This is a genomic window from Pseudomonas sp. RT6P73 (assembly GCF_054897715.1).
The window spans coordinates 956,938-977,593 of record NZ_JBUBUV010000002.1 but is presented as its reverse complement, the minus strand read 5'-3'; the positions used below and the strand labels follow the sequence as shown (position 1 = coordinate 977,593).

Genomic DNA, 20,656 nt, shown 5'->3' with positions numbered 1-20,656 from the left:
GTTGGAGAATGATCATGAGTACGTTGCATTGGGCCGGGCTGTTGCTGCTGGCCGTGGTTGCCGGGGCGGTGGTGCCGTTTCAGAGTGCGATCAACGCCAACCTCACGCGTGGATTGGGCCACCCGTTGTGGGCGACGCTCGCGTCGTTATTGGTAAGTATCGTGGTGTTGTTGCCGATTATTTTAGCGATGCGCTTGCCGCTGCCGTCGCTGGCGTTCATCACCAAAGCGCCGCTGTGGATGTGGGCGGGGGGTGCGTTCGGGGTGTGTTTTATTTCGTTGGCGCTGATGCTGCTGCCCAAGCTTGGGGCGTCGGGGTTTATTGCGTTGGCGCTGGCGGGCCAGGTGGTGGCTTCGCTGGTGCTGGATCACTTCGGGTTGTTTGGGTTGGTGGAACGGCAGATGACGTTGCCGCGGGTGGTTGGGGCGGTGTTGTTGATGGCGGGGGTGGCGTTGATTCAGTTCAGTGCTGCGCCAACCAAAGCGCTGATCGCGACATCCTGATCGTTCCCACGCTCTGCGTGGCAACGCCTCTAAGGACGCTCCGCGTCCAGTGACGCGGAGCGTCACGGGCTGCATTCCCACGCAGAGCGTGGGAATGATCATCACCTTGGGATCGCAGCTTCGCCGGCCTCTGCAAGGATGCGTGGTCGATGCAGGGACCAGCGTAGCCTGCGAAACGCTTAGAACTTGTCGAGCGTACGCAGCTTCTGCGGCAACCCCCACAGCAGCAGCGCAACGGCGATCAGCGCGCAGACAGCAATGACATACAGCGCCGGGGTGGTGCTGCCGGTCAGGTCCTTGATTCGTCCGACCATGACCGGGCTGACGATGCCGCCGAACTGGCCGAGGGTATTGATCACCGCGATCCCGCCGGCCGCCCCTGCGCCGGCGCCGGCCAGCAGTTTTGGCGGTAGGGTCCAGAAGCTCGGAATGGAGGCGATGATGCCGGCACCGAGTAAGCCCAGCGCGACAATCAGGAAGGTCGTGTGGTTGGCGAAGATCCCCGCACAGAAGAACCCCACCGCGCCCACCGCCACCAGACCTGCAACAAACTTGCGTCGCTCACCGGTCGAGTCGGACAGCCGTCCGATCACCACCATGCTGATGGCGCCGCAGACGTACGGGATGGCGGTCAGCAGCCCGATCATCACCGGGCTCTCGGTGCCGGCACTGCGGATCAGCTGCGGTGCCCAGAAATTCAAGCCGTAGGACGCCACCTGAATCAGGAAGTAGATCAGCCCCAGGGTCAGGAAACCCGGGATCCGCAGCGCGGCGAGCAGCGAGCCGCCACTCTTGTGCGGTTCATGGTGAGCAATGCGGCTGGCCAGCAGGGTTTTCTCCGACGGCGTCAGCCAATGGGCGTCTTCGATGCGGTCCTTGAGCAAGGTCAGCACCAGCAAGCCGAGACCGATGCAAGGCACGCCGCCCAGCAAAAACAGCCAATGCCAGCCGCGCATATCCATAAAGCCGTCGAGGTGTTGCAACACCAGCCCGGAGAACGGTGCACCGACCAGACCGGCAAATGCCGACGACAGGAACAGCATCGAGGTGATGCGCCCGCGATAGTGCTGCGGGAACCATAGCGTCAGGTAATACAGGACTCCCGGCGCAAAGCCGGCTTCCATCGCGCCGATCACGAAGCGCAGCGCGTAGAACTGCCATTCGCTGTTGACGAAGACCATGGCGGCGGTGGCGAGGCCCCAGGACATCATGATCCGGGCGATCCAGCGTCGGGCGCCGACCTTGTACAGCATCATGTTGCTCGGCACTTCGAAGATCACGTAACCGACCACGAACAACCCGGCGCCGAGGCCGTAAGCGGTGTCGCTCAGGCTCAGGTCGGTCTGCAGCTGGAACTTGGCGAAGCTGATGTTGATGCGATCGAAGAAGGCGAACAGGTAGCAGACCATGATCAGCGGCATCAGGCGCCAGGCGACCTTGCTGACCAGGGCTTTTTCTTCGTCGTGGCTAACGGACGGGCTCGCGCCCGCCTCCAGTACATTGAGGCTCATGGTGCTTTCTCCAGGCGGACTTCCCGTGGGTGTCCGATTGTTTTTGTTGTCTGGTTTAGTAGGACTGTATGGACGCTTTTACTGTGGGAGTGAGCCTGCTCGCGATGACTGAGTCATTTCCGACATCGCATTGACTGACCCACCGCTATCGCGAGCAGGCTCACTCCCACAGGGTTTTGTATGGGGTCAGGACGGGGTCGGGTGCAGGTCGCAATTGCGGCCAGCCTTGGCCAGTTGACCGGGCACTTCGTGGCCCAGCAGCGCGGGTAATCCTCGGGACAACTTCAGTATCAGCGGCAGATCAATGCCGGTATGAATGCCGATTTCATCACACAGGTTGACCAGGTCTTCGGTGCAAATATTGCCCGAAGCGCCCGGCGCGAACGGGCAACCGCCGAGTCCGCCGAGGGCTGCGTCGAAGCGTCGGGCGCCGGCCTCGTAGGCGGCCAGCACGTTGCACAAACCGAGGCCGCGGGTGTTATGGAAATGCAGGGTCAGATCCGCTGGCGAAACCCGCTGCAAGACCCGCCGCACCAGACGATCCACCTGCCGCGGATTGGCCATGCCGGTGGTGTCGGCCAACGTGATGCCCTGGATGCCGAGTTCCTGATAGGCCTCGACGATTTGCAGCACGCGATCCTCATCGATCTTGCCTTCGAACGGGCAGCCGAAGGTGGTGGCGATGCTGCCGTTGAGTCGCACCTGCGTGCCACCGACGTATTGCACGATCTCGCCGAACGCCGCCAACGAGGCTTCACAACGCATGCGCATGTTGGCCAGGTTATGGGTCTGGCTGGCGGACATCACCAGATTCAGCTCGTCGGCCCTTGTCGCCAACGCCCGTTGCGCGCCTTTGAGGTTGGGGATCAACGCGACGTAGATCACCCCCGGTTGCCGGGCGATGCCCTTGAACACCAGCTCACCATCGCGCAGCGCCGGAATGGCCTTGGGCGACACGAACGAGCCAGCCTCGATACGGCTGAAACCGGCCAGCGACAGCTGATCGATCAAGGCAATCTTGTCGACGGTTTCGACCCAGGTCGGCTCGATCTGCAAGCCGTCGCGGGGGGAGACTTCCTGAACGATCAGGGTCTCGGAAAAATCAGTGATCATTGCACCACCCCTTCAGCTTTCAGGCGTTCGATGTCCAGCTCCGTAAGGCCCAGGCCCGCAAGGATACCGTCGGTGTGTTGGCCTAATGCAGGCCCGGACCAGTTCACGCCGCCGGGGGTTTCGGACATTTTCGGCACGATGCCCGGCATCTTTACCGTGGCGCCGCCCGGCAGGTCGGCGCTAAGCAGCATGCCCCGCGCCTGATAGTGCGGATCGGCGACGATGTCGGCCACCGAGTAGATGCGTCCGGCCGGCACTTCGGCGGCTTCCAGCGCCGACAACACTTCATCGATCGGCAGGCTGCTGGTCCAATGAGTGATCGCCGCATCGAGCACGTTACTTTTCAATGCGCGGCCATCGTTATGAGCAAACTCCGGCGCATCGGCCAGATCGCGACGACCGACCACTTCCATCAGACGCTTGTAGATCGGGTCGCTGTTGCCGGCAATCACCACGTAGGCGCCGTCGGCCGTCAGGTAAGTGTTGGACGGCGCGATGCCCGGCAAGGCGCCGCCGCTGCGCTCACGCACATGGCCGAGCATGTCGTACTCCGGCACCAGGCTTTCCATGACGTTGAACACGCTTTCGGCGAGCGACACATCGACCACTTGCCCGCCGCCCTGCCCGGTCTTGACCCGCAGCAACGACATCAAGGCGCCGATCACCGCGTGCAAGGACGCCAGGGAATCGCCGAGGCTGACACCGACCCGTGCTGGCGGCGAACCGGGGGTGCCGGTGGTATAACGGATGCCGCCCATGGCCTCGCCGATGGCACCGAAACCCGGACGGTCGCGATACGGGCCGGTCTGGCCGTAACCGGAAATGCGCACCAGCGTCAGGTTGGGGTTGAGGGCGTGCAACACGTCCCAGCCCAGGCCGAGTTTTTCCAAAGCGCCTGGCCGCAGGTTTTCGATCAGTACGTCGGCACTGGTCGCCAATTGCTTGACCAGCTCGATGCCTTCGGCGGATTTAAGGTTGAGCGCCAGGGACTTCTTGTTTCGCGATTGCAGGTACCACCACAGCGAGGTGCCTTCGTGCAGCTTGCGCCACTTGCGCAGCGGGTCACCCTGGCCCATGGCTTCGATCTTGATCACTTCGGCGCCGAACTCGGCGAGCATGCGCGCAGCGAACGGCGCGGCGATCAGCGTGCCGATCTCGATCACTTTGATTGCACTCAAGGGGGCAGTCATCGCGGGGTACCTCTTGTTGTTCTTGGAATATGAGCCAAGGCTAGAGGACCAGGGGGCGATGAATCCAACCTTCAGTTGGCAACGTTCGTTCGCGAAACGCGAACGCTCTGAAATTTTCGCGACCTTGAGGCCGCCATCGCGGGCAAGCCCGCTCCCACAGGGGATTTGTGAACGCCGCAGAACACTGTGGGAGCGGGCTTGCCCGCGATGAGGCCGGCCCTATCAACGAAAATTTCAGGCCTGCCCACGCAACTGCTCAAACAACATCCGGCTCACCGGCGACAACGCCGCTTCATCACGCACCACCAGAATGAGCGCCCGATCCGACCAGTCATCCGTCAACGGCACCGCCTGCAACCCCAACGCCCGGCCAAACAATTCATAGGCCTTTTGCGGCAGGATGCCGATGCCCATGTTGGCCTGAACCATCCGGCACATCGCGTCAAAACCCGGCACATGAATCCGCAACCGCAGCACCTTTCCCGCCTTGCGCGCCGCCGCGTGGGTGCGCATGTTGATCGAGCTGGCGGAATGCAGCCCGACGTAATCGCTGCCCAGCGTATCGGCGAATTCCAGGCTGGAACGACTGGCCAACGGATGATCGGGCAGCATCAACACCACCAGTTTGTCCTGGCGATAAAACACGCTGTGCAGACCTTTGACGTCGCTGTCACTGGAACAGATCCCAAGGTCCGCCACACCGTCCAGCACGCCCTGAATCACCCCACTGCTGGGACGTTCTTCGAGGTCGGTCTTGACTTGGGGATGACGCTCGGAAAAATCCCGCAGGTCTTCGGGCAAAAACTGAATGATCGCCGACAAGTTGGCGAGCATCCGCACATAACCGCGTACCCCGTGGCTGTGCTCGCCCAGTTCGAGACCCATTTTCTCGACGTTGAACAACATCTGCCGGGCATGGTGCAGCAGGGTTTCGCCGGCCGGGGTCAGGGTCATGCCTTTGGCCTGGCGCACGAACAGGCTGATGCCCAGCGCCTCTTCCAATTCCATCAGTCGCTTGCTGGCCGCCGACACCGCGATCGCTTCGCGGGTCGCGGCACGGGTCAGGGTGCCTTCTTCGTGGACGGCGACAAACAGCTGGAGGGTGATCAGGTCGAGGCGGCGGATCAGGCTTTTTTGCAGCATGGAGGGCTCGATGGCTTCAGTTCGGCGAGTCGGCAGGATAGCCCGGTTTTGGCTCGCAACATCACACGCCATTGCCCTACACCCGAATTTCATTGGCCGATCACGACGGGAGATCGCTGAAAAAGTCGCGTGAATTCATGTAGCTTTACGCACCCACGCCAGGGACGTTGTTTACTGAAACCCAAGGAAGACTCAATGAAGAGCAGCACCCTCCTCGTCACCTGCAGCACGGTGTTTCTCGCCCAGCTGGGCATGAGCATCTACCTGCCGGCGCTGCCGGACATTGCCCGGGATCTATCCGCCGATGCCTCGCAGGTGTCCTGGGGCTTGGCGGTGTACCTGATCGGCATGGCGCTGCCGATGTTGTTCTGGGGCAGCCTGGGTCAGCGCATTGGCCGAAAACCGGTGTTGCTCGCCGCACTCGGCATCTACGGGTTGGGTAACCTGGCCCTGCCCTTGGGTCAGACGCTTGAGTCGTTCCTGTTGTGGCGACTGATTCAGGGGATTGGCGCCAGCGGAATTTCGGTCATGGCGCGGGTGCTGATCCGCGACAGTTTCCGCGGTGACCTGCTGGCCAAGGCGCTGTCCTGGATATCGATTTCCTTCGTGGTGGCGCTGGGTATCGGCCAGTACCTGGGGTCGATCATTCAGGTGGCGCTGGGCTGGCCGGCGATTTTCTATCTGTTGGGTGGCGTGAGTCTGTTGATGGCGCTGATCGTGGCGCGTGTCAGGTTTCCGCTGCTGGCTGAAGACAATGTTCTGCCGTCCGCCTGGCCCAGTTACTGGCGCATTCTGCGTGATCGGGCCTTCCTGCTGCCGGCCCTCGCCGGCGGCCTCGGTTATGGGGTGATCATCGCGTTCAACACGGCGGCGCCGCTGATTCTGCAAGGCCCGTTCAACTGGTCGGCCGTGGAATACGGGCTGTTGGGCTGGCCGATCAGCGCGGCGTATTTTCTGGGGGCGTTGGGGGTCAATGCCTTCGTGCTGCGCACCGGTCGACGCTGGCTGATGACGGTGGGCGTGTGGCTGGTGTTGGGCGGCAGCGCGGTGATGTTGCTGGGGAGCATTGCGGGCACATCCGTTGCGCTGCTGTTCTGGTTGCCGTACTGCCTTGCGGTATTCGGGCAGTCTTTGAACTACCCGATCAGTCTGGCCCTGGCCAATGACGGCTCGCCGGTCGGCGGGGCTTATGCGATGGCGTTGAGCGGTTTCATTCACCAACTGATGGCCGCCGTCATCGGCGCGATTGCCAGCCTGATTGCAAGCCAGCAGGCATGGCCACTGTCCCTGTTTTGCACCTTGCTGGCCTTGGGCGCGATGCTCTGCGTGATGCTCGCGCCCGGCCGTCAGACCGATTAGAACGCGTTGCGGAAAATCTCCTCGATCTGGCGCTGATCCGCGACCCGTGGATTGGTCAGGCCGCAGGCGTCTTTCAGCGCATTGATGGCGAGCGTCGGGATGTCGTTGAGCTTGGCGCCGAGCTCACGCAAACCGGCGGGAATTTCCACGTCTCTGGACAAGCTGCGGATCGCGACGATGGCTGCCTGAGCCCCCTCTTCCGGGCTGACACCACGGGTATCGGCGCCCATCGCGTGGGCCACATCAGTCAGGCGCGAGGCGCACACCTGCGCATTGAAACTTTGTACGTGGGGCAGCAACACCGCGTTGCACACACCATGAGGCAGGTCGTAGAACCCGCCCAACTGGTGAGCCATGGCGTGGACATACCCCAGGGATGCGTTATTGAACGCCATGCCAGCGAGGAACTGCGCGTAGGCCATGTTTTCCCGTGCGGCCATGTCGCTGCCGTCGCGCACGGCCAGGCGCAGGTTGTTGCTGATCAGCGTGATCGCCTTCAGTGCGCAGGCATCGGTGATCGGGTTGGCCGCGGTGGACACGTAGGCTTCGATGGCGTGAGTCAGTGCGTCCATGCCAGTGGCAGCGGTCAGGCCCTTGGGCATGGCGACCATCAGCGCCGGGTCGTTGACCGACAACAGCGGCGTGACGTTGCGGTCGACGATGGCCATTTTCACGTGGCGCGATTCGTCGGTGATGATGCAAAAACGGGTCATCTCGCTGGCCGTGCCGGCGGTGGTGTTGATCGCGATCAGCGGCAGTTGCGGCTGGGTGGAGCGGTCGACACCTTCGTAGTCGCGGATCTGCCCGCCGTTGGTCGCACACAACGCAATGCCCTTGGCGCAGTCGTGGGGTGAACCGCCACCGAGGGACACCACGAAATCGCAGAGACTTTCCTTGAGCAGGCCCAGGCCACTCTCGACGTTGGCGATGCTCGGGTTCGGTTTGGCGCCGTCGAAGATCACCGAGTCGATGTCCTGCATCGCCAGTTTCTCGGCAATCATCTTCGCTACGCCGGCCTTGGCCAGCCCGGCGTCGGTGACGATCAGTGCCTTGCGAAAGCCGTACTTGCCAATGGCATCCATGGCTTCGTCCAGGCAATCGTTGCCCATGATGTTCACGGCGGGAATGAAAAACGTGCTGCTCATGAGCGTGTCTCCTGGCGGGGCCGAACCAGCAATGCCGATTCAGCGGGTACCCACAGGATCGACCTATCGGTTACGCAGTAACTTGATCTGGCTCAAGTCCCGGTCGTGATAAAGTCGCCGCCCATCAGACCCTTTGCTTTGAGACTTTGAACCGCAATGACCGATTTCCAGGATGTTGATGCCCAACTTGAAGACTGGAACGCCTTGCGCGCCACCGCCTCGTTCAGCGGTTTGCTGGTGGGCAATGGCGCCAGCCGCGCGGTGTGGGACGACTTCGGCTACGACTCGCTGTTCGAAAACGCCCGCACCGTTGAAGAAAAACCCCTGAGCCAGTCCGAGCTGAGCGTATTCGACGCCATGCAGACCCGCAGTTTCGAGCAGGTGCTGAGCGCGCTGAAAACCACCAGCCGGGTCAACAAGGCCCTGGCCGTCAGCTCCGCCGCGCCACGCAATCGTTACTACGCGATAAAGGAAGCGCTGATCAACACGGTTCACGCGGTCCACATTCCGTGGCGACTGGTGGTACCTGCGACCCTGGCGACCATCAGTCAGGAACTGGGCAGTTATCGGACGGTGTTCACCACTAACTACGACTTGCTGAATTATTGGGCGATTCAGCATCAGCCGGATGCGATCACCGACCTGTTCCAGGGTGCCGAACCGGGTTTTGATTTGAGCGCCACGGCGACCGATAAAACCCGTTTGCTGTACCTGCATGGCGGTCTGCATCTGGTGCGCAATCAGGACGGCACGGCGCGCAAACTGATGTCGACCGAGGGCACGTTGCTGGGCAGTTTTGCGATCAACAATACGATCAAGACGCTGGATGACGTGCCGCTGTTTGTGAATGAAGGGCCGAGCGCGGACAAGCTCAAGACCATTCGCAGTTCGGATTACTTGTCGTTTTGCTACGACCAGTTATTGAGCCATGGCGATGGGTTGTGCCTGTTTGGTCATGCCCTGGGCGAGCAGGACAGCCACATTATCCATGCGTTGCGCCAGGCGAAACCCAAGGTGGTCGCGATCTCGATCTACCCGCGCAGTAAGGCGTTTATCCAGCATCAGAAGCGGCATTACGCGAAGGTGTTTGAGGGGACGGGGTCAGAGCTGCGGTTTTTTGATTCGAAGACGCATGCGCTTGGCAGCCCGAAGCTGACAGTTCCCGTCGAGGTCTGAAGCGAACACCTGTGGCGAGGGGGCTTGCCCCCGTTGGGTCGCGCAGCGGCCCCCTGCATTCTTTCAGCAAAATCCCGCCGGCAAGTTTTACGACTGCTTCGCAGCCGAACGGGGGCAAGCCCCCTCGCCACAACAGCCCGGTTAACTCATTCCTCGGCGCTATGCACCACCACCAGCAACTGCGCCTGCACCTCCCCCACTGACCGGATCCGGTGCGGCTTCTGCGCATTGAAGTGCAGCGCATCCCCCCGATTGAGCAGCACGCGCTCGTTCATGAAGTCCACTTCCACCTGCCCTTCGTGGACGAATAGAAACTCTTCCCCCAGATGTTCCTTGAAGGTTTTGTCGGCGAATTCGTTCGGCGGATAAATCATGAACGGCAGCAGGCTGCGCTCGCTGACCTGATGGGCCAGCACCGCGTAGCCGGGGCTTTCATCGTTGGCCGCCAGGGACTGGCGTTCGTCGCTGCGCACCAGGCTGTAGCTGTCGAGGCTGATGTTGTCTTCGGAGAACAACTCCTCGACCTTCACGTTCAGCGCCTTGGCCAGTTTCAGGGCGGCAGCGATCGACGGGGTATTCAGCCCACGCTCGACTTTCGACAGGTAGCTCTTGGTCATGCCGGATTTTTCGGCCAAGGCCTCCAGCGTCACACCAAGTTTTTTTCTCAGTAATTTCAAACGGATAGACATGAAGAACGATTAATCCATCAAGGAGGCGACGATTTGTCCTTGCCAATGACACAAAGTGTCATATAGCCTTTGTTGTGTCATTTGCATGAAACCACCCAAGGACACCGATATGGCCAAGACCTTAGCACTACCCAAAGAGCAACTGGTCAAGCAAGCGTTGACCCAGATGCAAAACACCCTGGCGGATAATACGTGGACCGACCGGCAAAAGCTGGCCCTGACCTGCCGGATTCTGTTCGAGAATGGTCACGACTCCGGCCTGGCCGGGCAAATCACAGCCCGTGGCCCTCAACCGGGCACTTACTACACTCAACAACTGGGCCTGGGTTTCGACGAGATCACCGCGAGCAATCTGCTGCTGGTCAACGAAGACCTGGAAGTGCTTGAAGGCCACGGCATGCCCAACCCGGCCAACCGTTTCCACAGTTGGGTGTACCGCGCCCGGCCCGACGTGAACTGCATCATCCACACGCACCCGACTCACGTCGCGGCGCTGTCGATGCTCGAAGTGCCGCTGCAGATTTCCCACATGGACCTCTGCCCGCTCTACGACGATTGCGCGTTCCTTGAAGGCTGGCCGGGTGTGCCGGTGGGCAACGAAGAAGGTGATTTGATCGCCGGTGCACTGGGCGACAAACGCGCGATTCTGCTTTCGCACCACGGCCAGTTGTCCACCGGCACGACCATCGAAGAAGCCTGTGTCATCGCTCAATTGATCGAGCGTGCGGCGAAGCTGCAACTGCTGGCGATGAGTGCCGGGACGATCAAGCCGATCCTGCCGGAACTGGGCCGCGAAGCCCATGACTGGATCTCGAAACCCAAGCGCCACGGCGCTGCGTTCAACTACTACGCCCGGCAGAACCTGCGTCAACACGCCGATTGCCTGAACTGAACCCACTCATTTTCTGAAGGAGACACAGCATGTCGACCCCAACCATTCACGGCATCATCGGCTACACCATCACCCCCTTCACCGCCAATGGCGAAGGCGTCGATCTCGACGCGCTCGGGCGTTCCATCGACCGTTTGATCGACGGTGGCGTCCACGCCATCGCACCGCTGGGCAGCACCGGCGAAGGCGCTTACCTGAGCGACGCCGAGTGGGATCAGGTCAGCGAATTCAGCATCAAGCATGTGGCCAAACGCGTGCCGACCATCGTCAGCGTGTCCGACCTGACCACCGCCAAAGCCGTGCGCCGCGCGCGTTTCGCCGAAGCCCACGGGGCTGATGTGGTGATGGTGCTGCCGACGTCCTACTGGAAACTCAGCGAAGCGGAAATCCTCGCCCACTACCGCGCCATCGGCGAGAGCATCGGCGTGCCGATCATGCTCTACAACAACCCGGCCACCAGCGGCACCGACATGTCGGTGGACCTGATCCTGCGGATCGTCAATGCCGTGGAAAACGTGACCATGGTCAAGGAGAGCACCGGCGACATCCAGCGCATGCACAAGCTGCAACTGTTGGGCGAAGGCCAGGTGCCGTTCTACAACGGCTGCAATCCGCTGGCGCTGGAAGCCTTTGCCGCCGGTGCGAAAGGCTGGTGCACGGCCGCGCCGAACCTGATCCCGCAGCTCAATCTCGATTTGTATGAAGCGGTATTGGCCAACGACCTGGGCAAGGCGCGGGAGTTGTTCTATCGCCAGTTGCCGGTGCTGGACTTCATCCTCAAGGGTGGCTTGCCGGCGACGATCAAGGCCGGTTTGCGCGCGACTGGGCTGGAGGTGGGCGATCCGCGGTTGCCGGTGTTTCCACTCGGTGAGGCTGGCGTTGGTCAGTTGCAAGAGTTGTTGAAAGCCTTGCGCTGATCTCAAGCACACACAAAACCAATGTGGGAGCTAGCCTGCTAGCGATAGCGGCCAGACATTCAACATCTTCGTCGAATGTTAAGCAGCCATCGCTAGCAGGCTAGCTCCCACAATGGATTTGTATTGGGTTTAAAGGTGTGCTCAGAGCACCGGCAAAGTCTTGTCCTTGATCACGGTGGTCGGCCCATTGACCTTGACGCTGGCGATGCCTTTATCCATCGCGCCAGCGGACGCATAAGCCTCGCTGCTGCCAATGATTTCGTGGTTGCCGGCCTTGAGGTTGAAGTAAGGATGGCCATCCTTGGTGGTTTTCTTTTCGTAGCGTTCATCCAGCGGGCTGTTCTTCTGCACCGAAGCAATGCCGTTGTCGGCAGCGCCGCGAGTGGTGTACAGCTCGCTGGTCAGAATGGTTTCGGCGTTGGCGGCCTTCAGTACAAACTTGAACTGACCGTTGCTGCTTTTGCTCACTTCGTACCATCCGGACATGCTCTTTCTCCTTGGCAATTGAGAGGTTTTGCGCTTCAGAGTAAAGACCACGCCGGGATTTCTGTCGCCTGTACCGACCTCTTCGCGGGCAAGCCTCGCTCCTACAGGTTTTGCGTCTTCCTTGTAGGAGCGAGGCTTGCCCGCGAAAGCGGTCTGCGCTATTTCACCACCGCCCGCACCACCGACAACTCCGGCGCAGCCACCCGCCGCTGACTCAAATACCGCGTACAACTCACCCGCAAAAACGAGGCGAAATTCACCACCTCGCCGCGGTAGTCCATCACCTCTTCATACAGCTTGGCGATCAACTGGTTGGTGGTCATGCCGTCGACCCCGGCGATTTCACTGAGGATGTCCCAGAACTGATTCTCCAGCCGCAGGGTGGTGACCACCCCGCAGATGCGCAGCGAGCGGGAGCGCGATTCGTAGAGAATCGGATCGGCTTTGACGTAGAGCTCGCACATGAAAAGTCCCTCGTTACAGCGTGATTTTGGTGCCCAGCAACCCGAGGAAACCGGCGAGCCAGCTCGGGTGCGCCGGCCAGGCTGGCGCAGTGGCCAGATTGCCTTGTACGTGACCTTCCGTCACCGGGATATCGATGAACGTACCGCCCGCCAGGCGTACTTCCGGGGCACAGGCGGGGTAGGCGCTGCACTCGCGACCTTCGAGAATCCCCGCTGCCGCCAGCAATTGCGCACCGTGACACACGGCGGCGATCGGCTTGCCAGCCTTGTCGAATGCGCGCACCAGCTCCAGGACTTTTTCGTTCAGGCGCAGGTATTCCGGCGCACGACCGCCGGGGATCAGCAGCGCGTCGTAGTCGGCTTCAGCGACTTTGGCGAAATCGAAGTTCAGGGCGAACAAGTGGCCGGGTTTTTCGCTGTAGGTCTGATCGCCTTCGAAGTCATGAATCGCCGTGCGCACGGTCTGGCCAGCGGATTTGTCCGGGCAAACGGCATGCACCGTGTGGCCGACCATCAGCAGCGCCTGGAAGGGCACCATCACTTCGTAGTCTTCGACGTAATCGCCGACCAGCATCAGGATTTTCTTGGCAGCCATGGGGAGGACTCCTCTGGGAAATACGTAGGAGTATTCAAGGTAGTCCTTATCCAGGAGGTCGGGTAATAACCAGCTACTACGGACAATGAGCTTTTGTGGCGAGGGAGCTTGCTCCCGCTGGGCTGCGAAGCGGCCCCTGCATTCTTCCCAGAGAATCAGGTCTTCAGGTTTACGACTGCTGCGCAGCCGAACGGGAGCAAGCTCCCTCGCCACAAGGATCGCGCTCAACTGTACGGATATTTCTGTTCCCAGCTGTAAGCGCCAAAACCATTGGTTTATGGCTAGATGAATACACATCCAATCCCCTTAGATTCTGGTCCCCCATCATGTCCTCGCGCGAAAACACCGGCATGGCCCTCGGCCTGCTGGGCGTTGTGATCTTCAGCCTCACCCTGCCCTTCACGCGGATCGTCGTGCAGGAACTCCATCCGCTGCTCAACGGTTTGGGCCGGGCGCTGTTTGCGGCGGTTCCGGCGGCGATGCTGTTGCTGTGGCGCCGGGAAAAATGGCCCACCTGGAAACAGGTCAAAGGCCTGACTCTGGTGATCGCGGGGGTGATCCTCGGCTTCCCGGTGTTGTCGGCCTGGGCGATGCAAACCTTGCCGGCCTCCCACGGAGCACTGGTCAACGGTTTGCAGCCGCTGTGCGTCGCGCTATACGCCGCGTGGCTTTCCCATGAACGACCGTCAAAAGCCTTCTGGGCCTGCGCTGCGCTCGGCAGTGCGTTGGTGCTGGGTTATGCGCTGATCAGCGGGGCTGGCAGCATTCAGGCCGGTGATTTGCTGATGCTCGGGGCGATTGCCGTGGGCGGGCTGGGTTATGCCGAGGGCGGCCGGTTGGCCAAAGAGATGGGTGGCTGGCAGGTGATCTGCTGGGCGCTGGTGCTGTCGACACCGTTGTTGATCGGGCCGGTGGTGTATTTGGCGCTGCAACACCAGGGCGAGATTTCGGCCAAGACCTGGTGGGCGTTTGGTTATGTTTCGCTGTTTTCGCAATTCATCGGGTTCTTTGCCTGGTACGCCGGGCTGGCGATGGGCGGCATTGCCCGGGTCAGTCAGATCCAGCTGTTGCAGATCTTCTTCACCATCGCGTTTTCGGCGTTGTTCTTTGGTGAACACATCGAGCCGATCACCTGGCTATTTGCCGCCGGGGTGATTGTGACGGTGATGCTGGGTCGCAAGACCGCCATCAAACCAAGTGTGGGAGCGAGCCTGCTCGCGAAGGGGCCGTAAAATTCAACATTTATGCTGAATGTAAAGCCGCCATCGCTAGCAGGCTAGCTCCCACAGGATCGCAGGGGGTCAGAGGTAACCGTCGGCTCGCAGCAGGGTTTCGAGGCAATGTTCGGTGATCTGGTAGAAATCCTTAAGTTCCTGGATCTTCACCAACAGCTGGGTCGGGTCTACCGGCTCAGCGCGTTTGACCGCCAGAATCATTTTGTTCTTGTTGGTGTGGTCCAGTGAGATGAACTCGAAGACCTTGGTCTCGTAACCGCAAGCCTCAAGGAACAACGCACGCAAACTGTCGGTGACCATTTCCGCTTGCTGGCCCAGATGCAGACCGTATTGCAGCATCGGCTTGAGCAGCGCCGGGCTCTGGATTTGCAGGCGGATCTGTTTGTGGCAGCACGGCGAGCACATGATGATCGAGGCGCCGGAACGGATGCCGGTGTGGATCGCATAGTCGGTGGCGATGTCGCAGGCGTGCAGCGCGATCATCACGTCCAGCTCGCTCGGCGCGACGCTGCGCACGTCACCGCACTTGAACACCAGCCCCGGATGCTCGAGCTTCGCGGCGGCGGCATTGCACAGGTTGACCATTTCTTCGCGCAGCTCGACGCCGGTCACCACGCCGTCGGCCTTCAAGGTGTTGCGCAGGTAGTCGTGGATCGCGAAGGTCAGGTAACCCTTGCCCGACCCGAAATCCGCCACCTGCACCGGCTTGTCCAGCGCCAGGGGCGAGGTGGTCAGCGCATGGCTGAAGACTTCGATGAACTTGTTGATCTGCTTCCACTTGCGCGACATCGCTGGGATCAGCTCGTGTTTGCTGTTCGTCACACCGAGGTCGGCGAGGAACGGCCGGCTCAGGTCGAGGAAGCGGTTCTTCTCACGGTTGTGCTCGGCGGACGGCACTTCGCGCAATTGCTGGGGTTTGCTCTTGAACAGCGAAGACTTGCCCTTTTTGCTGTATTCGAGCTGGGCTTCGTCAGTCAGAGACAGCAAATGCGCATTTTTGAACGAAGACGGCAATAGCGCGGCGAGGGTCGCCACGCCCTCGATAATTGGCAGGTTTTTGGTGATGTCGCGGGTCTTGTAGCGGTAGACGAAGGACAGGCAGGGCTGATCCTTGACCGTCAGCTGCTTGATGATCAGCCGTTGCAGATCCGCTTCGGTGCCGACGTACTTGGCCAGCACGAGCTTGATGAGGGCATTCTGGTCGAGGCTGGTTTGCAGCAGATCGATGAACTGGGCGTGGTGATCCGGCGCGAGGCTGGCGGGAGTGGCGGTGACAGACATGGAAAAAACGGCCTCGGGCGGAGCGAATCGGGAATGGCGGGTATTTTAGGGGGGATGGCATGCGAGGGCACGGCTAATTTCCCGAACGGTGCTATCTGTAGCAGCTGGCGAAGCCTGCGTTCGGCTGCGAAGCAGTCGTTAAATCAGCACACGCGGTGCATCAGGAAGACCGTGAATACCGGATTTACGACTGCTTCGCAGCCGAACGCAGGCTTCGCCAGCTGCTACAGGGAATGCGTCGTTGCTGAGATTCAGCCCAACACCACCAACCGATTCGGCAACTCATTCCTCACATGCGTCACCGGCACATGCACCTTGAGCAATTCGCCACAGGCCTCCACGCACGTCACAAACCCCTGCAACGTCTGCCCCTGCTTCACCTGTTGCGTAAACGCCGCAACAATTGCGTCCCAGTTCTTGTTGTCCAGCCGTTTGGAAATCCCTTCATCCACCAGAATCTCCACATACCGCTCGGCTTCGCAGACGAAAATCAGCATCCCGGTGCTGCCCACCGTGTGGTGCAGGTTCTGCTCCAGAAACTGCCGACGCGCCAGGTTGGAGGCGCGCCAATGGCGCACCGAACGCGGGATCAGGTGGGTGGTGACTTTCGGAATACGGAACACCAGGCACAGCACGATGAAACTGATCCATTGCACCAGCAGCAGGCTGTGCATCGTCAGCCAGCCGGTCAGGTAATGCACGACCCCCGGCACCACCAGCGCCAGCAGGCTGGCCCACAGCAGCGGGATGTACGCATAGTCGTCGGCGCGGGCCGCGAGCACGGTCACCAGTTCGGCATCGGTGTCGCGCTCGACCCGGGCAATCGCCTCGGCGACTTTGCGTTGTTCGTGTTCAGTCAGTAATGCCATGTTTAACAGTGCTCGCTCATTATTATTCTCACCAGCCGCCCGACGAACCGCCGCCCCCGAAACTGCCACCGCCGCCGCTGAAGCCCCCGCCTCCACCGCCGCCGCCAAAACCTCCACCGCCGAAGCCGCCACCCGAGCTTCCTCGGCCACCGCCACCACCGCTGGGCATGATCCCGAGCATCTGGCAGACGAAAATCGTCAGGATGAACAGCATCACCAGAAACACGAACACGCCCGGATGGCGGGACAGGAAATCGTCGCCCTCATTACCGCGCGGCTCGTAGACCGTCGACGGCTCATCCAGCGGACTGCCGCCCAACACCACCAGCATCGCGGCAACCCCATCGCTGATGCCTTTGCTGAAGTTGCCGGTCTTGAACGCTGGCGTGATCACCTGGTTGATGATCACCGAACTCTGCGCATCGGTCAGGCGATCTTCCAGGCCGTAACCGACTTCAATGCGCAATTTACGATCATCGCGCGCGACAATCAGCAACGCGCCAGTGTTTTTGTCCTTCTCGCCGATGCCCCAGTAGCGTCCCAGCTGATAACCGAAGTCTGCGATATCGGTGCCCTGCAGGTCCGGCACCGTCACCACGACCAATTGCTCGCCGGTGGCTTTTTCATGGGCCTGGAGTTGTTGCGTCAGCTGCTCGCGCACCGACGGTTCGATCATCTGGGCGTTATCGACCACCCGCCCGGTCAGTTGCGGAAACTTCAACTCGGCCTGGGCCGTCAGGGTAAACACCCACAGCAACAGCACCAGGCCCACTTTCAACACGCGCATTGGCAACCTCATCCGTGGTGATGCTTCGAACCCGTCCCGGTGCTTACTGGAACTTCACTTCAGGTGCTTTTTCAGCATTGGGGCTGGTGGCCTCGAAGGTTTCACGGATCGGCAAATCGCTGTACATCACGGTGTGCCACAGGCGACCCGGAAAGGTGCGGATTTCGGTGTTGTATTTCTGCACCGCGAGGATAAAGTCGCGACGCGCCACGGCAATGCGGTTCTCGGTGCCTTCGAGCTGCGATTGCAAGGCGAGGAAATTCTGGTTGGCCTTGAGGTCCGGGTAACGCTCGGACACCACCATCAAACGGCTCAAGGCACCGGTCAACTGGTCCTGCGCCTGCTGGAACTGCTTGAGTTTTTCCGGGTTATCCAGGGTGCTGGCATCCACCTGAATCGACGTCGCCTTGGCCCGGGCTTCGATCACCGCGGTCAGGGTTTCTTCTTCATGTCTGGCGTAGCCCTTGACGGTTTCCACCAGGTTGGGGATCAGGTCAGCGCGGCGCTGGTACTGGTTCTGCACCTGACCCCAGGCGGACTTGGCCTGCTCGTCGAGGGTCGGAATGTTGTTGATGCCGCAGCCGGCCAGCAACGTGGTCAGCAACATCAAGGCTGCAACCTGCAGGCTCGACCGATAGTGGTGTCGTACATTCATCTGGTTGACGCTCCCTTGCACATTCCGTTGAAAAACAACCCGCGACCTTCTGAGCGGTGTCTTGGGGCATAATCTGCCGCCACCACTGGATTGCATCGAGCCAATGGGCTAAAAGATGCCCCAGCGCTAAAACACTACAGAAGTGTGCTGCATTTACCTGAACAACAATAGTCGCTCCCTAAATTTTGGCTGACCGGCGCGTATTCACTGCCGTTTAGGCTTTAGAGAAAACCATTCATGAAGAACCTGTGTTTGCTGGGCCTGCTCGTCAGCCTGGCCAGTCATACCGTATTGGCCGCCACGACGCCCACACCTCTGGAAAACAAGGACGCATTCATCAGCAACCTGATGAAGCAAATGACCCTCGATGAAAAGATCGGCCAGTTACGCCTGATCAGCATCGGCCCGGAAATGCCTCGGGAGATGATCCGCAAGGAAATCGCGGCGGGCAACATCGGTGGCACGTTCAACTCGATCACGCGCCCGGAAAACCGTCCGATGCAGGACGCGGCCATGCGCAGCCGGTTGAAAATCCCGATGTTCTTCGCCTATGACGTGATCCACGGTCATCGCACGATTTTCCCGATCCCGATCGCCCTGGCCTCGAGCTGGGACATGGACGCCATCGGCCTGTCCGGGCGCATCGCCGCCAAGGAAGCCGCGTCGGACGGCCTCGACATCACCTTCGCGCCGATGGTCGACATCTCCCGCGACCCGCGTTGGGGCCGGACTTCCGAAGGCTTCGGCGAAGACACGTACCTGGTGTCGCGCATTGCCGGCGTCATGGTCCGGGCCTTCCAGGGCACCGGCGCGAACGCAGCCGACAGCATCATGGCCAGCGTCAAGCACTTTGCCTTGTACGGCGCGGTCGAGGGCGGTCGCGACTACAACGTCGTCGACATGAGCCCGGTCAAAATGTACCAGGACTACCTGCCACCGTACCGCGCCGCCATCGACGCCGGTGCTGGCGGGGTGATGGTCGCGTTGAACTCGATCAACGGCGTGCCGGCCACCGCCGACACCTGGCTGATGAACGACCTGCTGCGCAAGCAATGGGGCTTCAAAGGCCTGGCCGTCAGCGACCACGGGGCGATTTTCGAGCTGATCAAGCACGGTGTTGCTCGCGATGGCCGCGAAGCAGCGAAGCTGGCGATCAAGGCCGGCATCCACATGAGCATGAACGACACGCTCTACGGCAAAGAACTGCCAGGGCTGCTGAAGGCCGGTGAGATCCAGCAGAGCGACATCGACAACGCCGTGCGTGCGGTGCTCGACGCCAAGTACGACATGGGCCTGTTCAAGGACCCGTACCTGCGCATCGGCAAGGCTGAAGATGATCCGGCCGACACTAACGCCGACAGCCGCCTGCACCGTGCCGAGGCTCGCGACGTTGCGCGCCGCAGCCTGGTGTTGCTGAAGAATCAGGGCGAAACTTTGCCGCTGAAGAAAACTGCGAAGATCGTCTTGGTCGGTCCATTGGCCAAGGCACCGATCGACATGATGGGCAGTTGGGCCGCCAACGGTCGCCCTGCGCAATCGGTGACGCTGTTCGACGGCATGACCAACGCACTGGGCGCGCAATCGACGCTGATCTACGCCCGCGGCGCCAACATCACCAGTGACAAGAAAGCCCTCGATTACCTGAACTTCCTCAACTTCGATGCGCCGGAAGTGGTGGACGATCCGCGTTCGGCCCAAGTGCTGATCGACGAAGCGGTGAAAGCCGCCAAGGACGCTGATGTCGTCGTCGCAGCGGTCGGCGAGTCCCGTGGCATGTCCCATGAATCCTCGAGCCGTACCGACCTGAACATCCCGGCCAACCAGCGCGACTTGATCAAGGCCCTGAAGGCAACCGGCAAACCGCTGGTGCTGGTATTGATGAACGGACGTCCGCTGTCGATTCTCGAAGAGAAGGAACAGGCTGACGCGATTCTGGAAACCTGGTTCAGCGGCACCGAAGGCGGCAACGCCATCGCCGACGTGCTGTTTGGCGACTACAACCCGTCGGGCAAACTGCCGATCACCTTCCCGCGTTCGGTGGGCCAGATTCCGACCTACTACAACCACCTGAGCATTGGCCGGCCGTTCACACCGGGCAAACCGGGCAACTACACCTCGCAGTATTTCGATGACACCACCGGCCCGCTGTTCCCGTTCGGTTTCGGCCTGAGCTACACCGATTTCAGCCTGAGCGACATGGCCTTGTCGTCGACCACGCTGAACAAGACCGGCAAGCTCGACGCCAGCGTGATGGTGAAAAACACCGGCAAGCGTGACGGCGAAACCGTGGTGCAGCTGTACATCCAGGACGTGACCGGCTCGATGATCCGCCCAGTCAAGGAACTGAAGAACTTCCAGAAAGTGATGTTGAAAGCCGGCGAACAGAAAGTCGTGCACTTCACCATCACCGAGGATGACTTGAAGTTCTACAACGCCCAGCTCAAGTACGCGGCAGAACCGGGCAAGTTCAACGTGCAGATCGGCCTGGATTCCCAGGACGTGACGCAGCAGAGCTTTGAACTCCTGTAACACCTGACACACCGCAATAAAACTGTGGGAGCGAGCCTGCTCGCGATGAGGTCATAACATTCAGCATCTCTATTGAATGTTAAGCCGCCATCGCGAGCAGGCTCGCTCCCACAGTGG

Annotated in this window: 20 protein-coding genes; 7 read left to right on the top strand and 13 right to left on the bottom strand. The window is 60.7% G+C overall.

The annotated features are described in order from the left end of the window. Nucleotides 1-14 precede the first annotated feature (14 nt). Nucleotides 15-503, top strand: coding sequence for a DMT family transporter (locus ACYZT6_RS04925; RefSeq protein ID WP_462025963.1), 489 nt, complete (start codon nt 15-17; stop codon nt 501-503). A gap of 179 nt (nt 504-682) precedes the next feature. On the opposite strand, the gene ACYZT6_RS04920 is transcribed toward ACYZT6_RS04925, so the two are convergent. From ACYZT6_RS04920 to ACYZT6_RS04905, 4 genes are all read right to left on the bottom strand, one after another. Then, a complete protein-coding gene (locus ACYZT6_RS04920) occupies nt 683-2,014 on the bottom strand; it encodes an MFS transporter (protein WP_462025962.1) in 1,332 nt (443 codons plus the stop codon). A gap of 186 nt (nt 2,015-2,200) precedes the next feature. Continuing rightward, nucleotides 2,201-3,127, bottom strand: a complete 927-nt coding sequence (locus tag ACYZT6_RS04915) for a hydroxymethylglutaryl-CoA lyase (RefSeq protein WP_462025961.1) — start codon at nt 3,125-3,127, stop codon at nt 2,201-2,203. Continuing rightward, a complete protein-coding gene (locus tag ACYZT6_RS04910) occupies nt 3,124-4,317 on the bottom strand; it encodes a CaiB/BaiF CoA transferase family protein (protein ID WP_462025960.1) in 1,194 nt (397 codons plus the stop codon). Before ACYZT6_RS04910 ends, ACYZT6_RS04915 begins: the two co-directional genes overlap by 4 nt. A gap of 234 nt (nt 4,318-4,551) precedes the next feature. Further along, a complete protein-coding gene (locus tag ACYZT6_RS04905) occupies nt 4,552-5,460 on the bottom strand; it encodes a LysR family transcriptional regulator (RefSeq protein ID WP_462025959.1) in 909 nt (302 codons plus the stop codon). Between the two features lie 195 nt (nt 5,461-5,655). Between ACYZT6_RS04905 and ACYZT6_RS04900 the strand changes: the two genes are divergently transcribed. Further along, nucleotides 5,656-6,819, top strand: coding sequence for a multidrug effflux MFS transporter (locus tag ACYZT6_RS04900; protein ID WP_462025958.1), 1,164 nt, complete (start codon nt 5,656-5,658; stop codon nt 6,817-6,819). Here ACYZT6_RS04900 and yiaY read toward each other — a convergent pair. Then, nucleotides 6,816-7,964, bottom strand: coding sequence for an L-threonine dehydrogenase (yiaY, locus tag ACYZT6_RS04895; protein ID WP_462025957.1), 1,149 nt, complete (start codon nt 7,962-7,964; stop codon nt 6,816-6,818). The two genes, ACYZT6_RS04900 and yiaY, sit on opposite strands and share 4 nt — an antisense overlap. A 156-nt stretch (nt 7,965-8,120) precedes the next feature. On the opposite strand from yiaY, the gene ACYZT6_RS04890 reads away from it, so the two are divergent. Further along, nucleotides 8,121-9,140, top strand: a complete 1,020-nt coding sequence (locus tag ACYZT6_RS04890; RefSeq protein ID WP_131059335.1) for a DUF4917 family protein — start codon at nt 8,121-8,123, stop codon at nt 9,138-9,140. A 146-nt stretch (nt 9,141-9,286) separates the two neighbouring features. Here ACYZT6_RS04890 and ACYZT6_RS04885 read toward each other — a convergent pair whose 3' ends face one another. Continuing rightward, complete coding sequence (locus tag ACYZT6_RS04885) at nt 9,287-9,829, bottom strand: helix-turn-helix domain-containing protein (protein ID WP_462025956.1); 543 nt, start codon at nt 9,827-9,829, stop codon at nt 9,287-9,289. A gap of 109 nt (nt 9,830-9,938) precedes the next feature. Between ACYZT6_RS04885 and ACYZT6_RS04880 the strand changes: the two genes are divergently transcribed. Next, nucleotides 9,939-10,721 carry an aldolase gene (locus ACYZT6_RS04880; RefSeq protein WP_109628350.1) on the top strand — a complete coding sequence of 261 codons (783 nt, stop codon included), beginning with the start codon at nt 9,939-9,941 and terminating at the stop codon, nt 10,719-10,721. A gap of 29 nt (nt 10,722-10,750) precedes the next feature. Beyond that, nucleotides 10,751-11,638, top strand: coding sequence for a dihydrodipicolinate synthase family protein (locus tag ACYZT6_RS04875; protein WP_462025955.1), 888 nt, complete (start codon nt 10,751-10,753; stop codon nt 11,636-11,638). 141 nt (nt 11,639-11,779) lie between these two features. Here the strand turns inward: ACYZT6_RS04875 and ACYZT6_RS04870 are convergent, their stop codons facing one another. The 3 genes from ACYZT6_RS04870 to ACYZT6_RS04860 form a co-directional block, all read right to left on the bottom strand. Beyond that, nucleotides 11,780-12,124, bottom strand: a complete 345-nt coding sequence (locus tag ACYZT6_RS04870; RefSeq protein WP_462025954.1) for a YegP family protein — start codon at nt 12,122-12,124, stop codon at nt 11,780-11,782. Between the two features lie 158 nt (nt 12,125-12,282). Continuing rightward, nucleotides 12,283-12,588: a ribbon-helix-helix domain-containing protein gene (locus ACYZT6_RS04865; protein WP_462025953.1), complete on the bottom strand. Its 306-nt coding sequence runs from the start codon at nt 12,586-12,588 to the stop codon at nt 12,283-12,285. 13 nt (nt 12,589-12,601) lie between these two features. Then, nucleotides 12,602-13,183, bottom strand: coding sequence for a DJ-1/PfpI family protein (locus tag ACYZT6_RS04860; RefSeq protein WP_192420596.1), 582 nt, complete (start codon nt 13,181-13,183; stop codon nt 12,602-12,604). Between the two features lie 326 nt (nt 13,184-13,509). On the opposite strand from ACYZT6_RS04860, the gene ACYZT6_RS04855 reads away from it, so the two are divergent. Further along, entirely contained in the window at nt 13,510-14,415 is a 906-nt protein-coding gene (locus ACYZT6_RS04855; protein WP_462025952.1) for a DMT family transporter, read from the top strand. Nucleotides 14,416-14,484: 69 nt separating this feature from the next. Here the strand turns inward: ACYZT6_RS04855 and ACYZT6_RS04850 are convergent, their stop codons facing one another. The 4 genes from ACYZT6_RS04850 to ACYZT6_RS04835 all read right to left on the bottom strand — a co-directional run bounded on the left by ACYZT6_RS04850 (nt 14,485) and on the right by ACYZT6_RS04835 (nt 18,010). Beyond that, nucleotides 14,485-15,699, bottom strand: coding sequence for a class I SAM-dependent methyltransferase (locus ACYZT6_RS04850; protein ID WP_462025951.1), 1,215 nt, complete (start codon nt 15,697-15,699; stop codon nt 14,485-14,487). Nucleotides 15,700-15,950: 251 nt separating this feature from the next. After that, nucleotides 15,951-16,568: a TPM domain-containing protein gene (locus tag ACYZT6_RS04845; protein ID WP_109628344.1), complete on the bottom strand. Its 618-nt coding sequence runs from the start codon at nt 16,566-16,568 to the stop codon at nt 15,951-15,953. A 28-nt stretch (nt 16,569-16,596) separates the two neighbouring features. Beyond that, complete coding sequence (locus ACYZT6_RS04840) at nt 16,597-17,355, bottom strand: TPM domain-containing protein (RefSeq protein ID WP_462025950.1); 759 nt, start codon at nt 17,353-17,355, stop codon at nt 16,597-16,599. Between the two features lie 43 nt (nt 17,356-17,398). Continuing rightward, nucleotides 17,399-18,010, bottom strand: coding sequence for a LemA family protein (locus tag ACYZT6_RS04835; protein ID WP_462025949.1), 612 nt, complete (start codon nt 18,008-18,010; stop codon nt 17,399-17,401). A 237-nt stretch (nt 18,011-18,247) separates the two neighbouring features. On the opposite strand from ACYZT6_RS04835, the gene bglX reads away from it, so the two are divergent. After that, complete coding sequence (gene bglX, locus ACYZT6_RS04830) at nt 18,248-20,539, top strand: beta-glucosidase BglX (RefSeq protein WP_462025948.1); 2,292 nt, start codon at nt 18,248-18,250, stop codon at nt 20,537-20,539. The last annotated feature ends 117 nt before the right edge of the window (nt 20,540-20,656 follow it).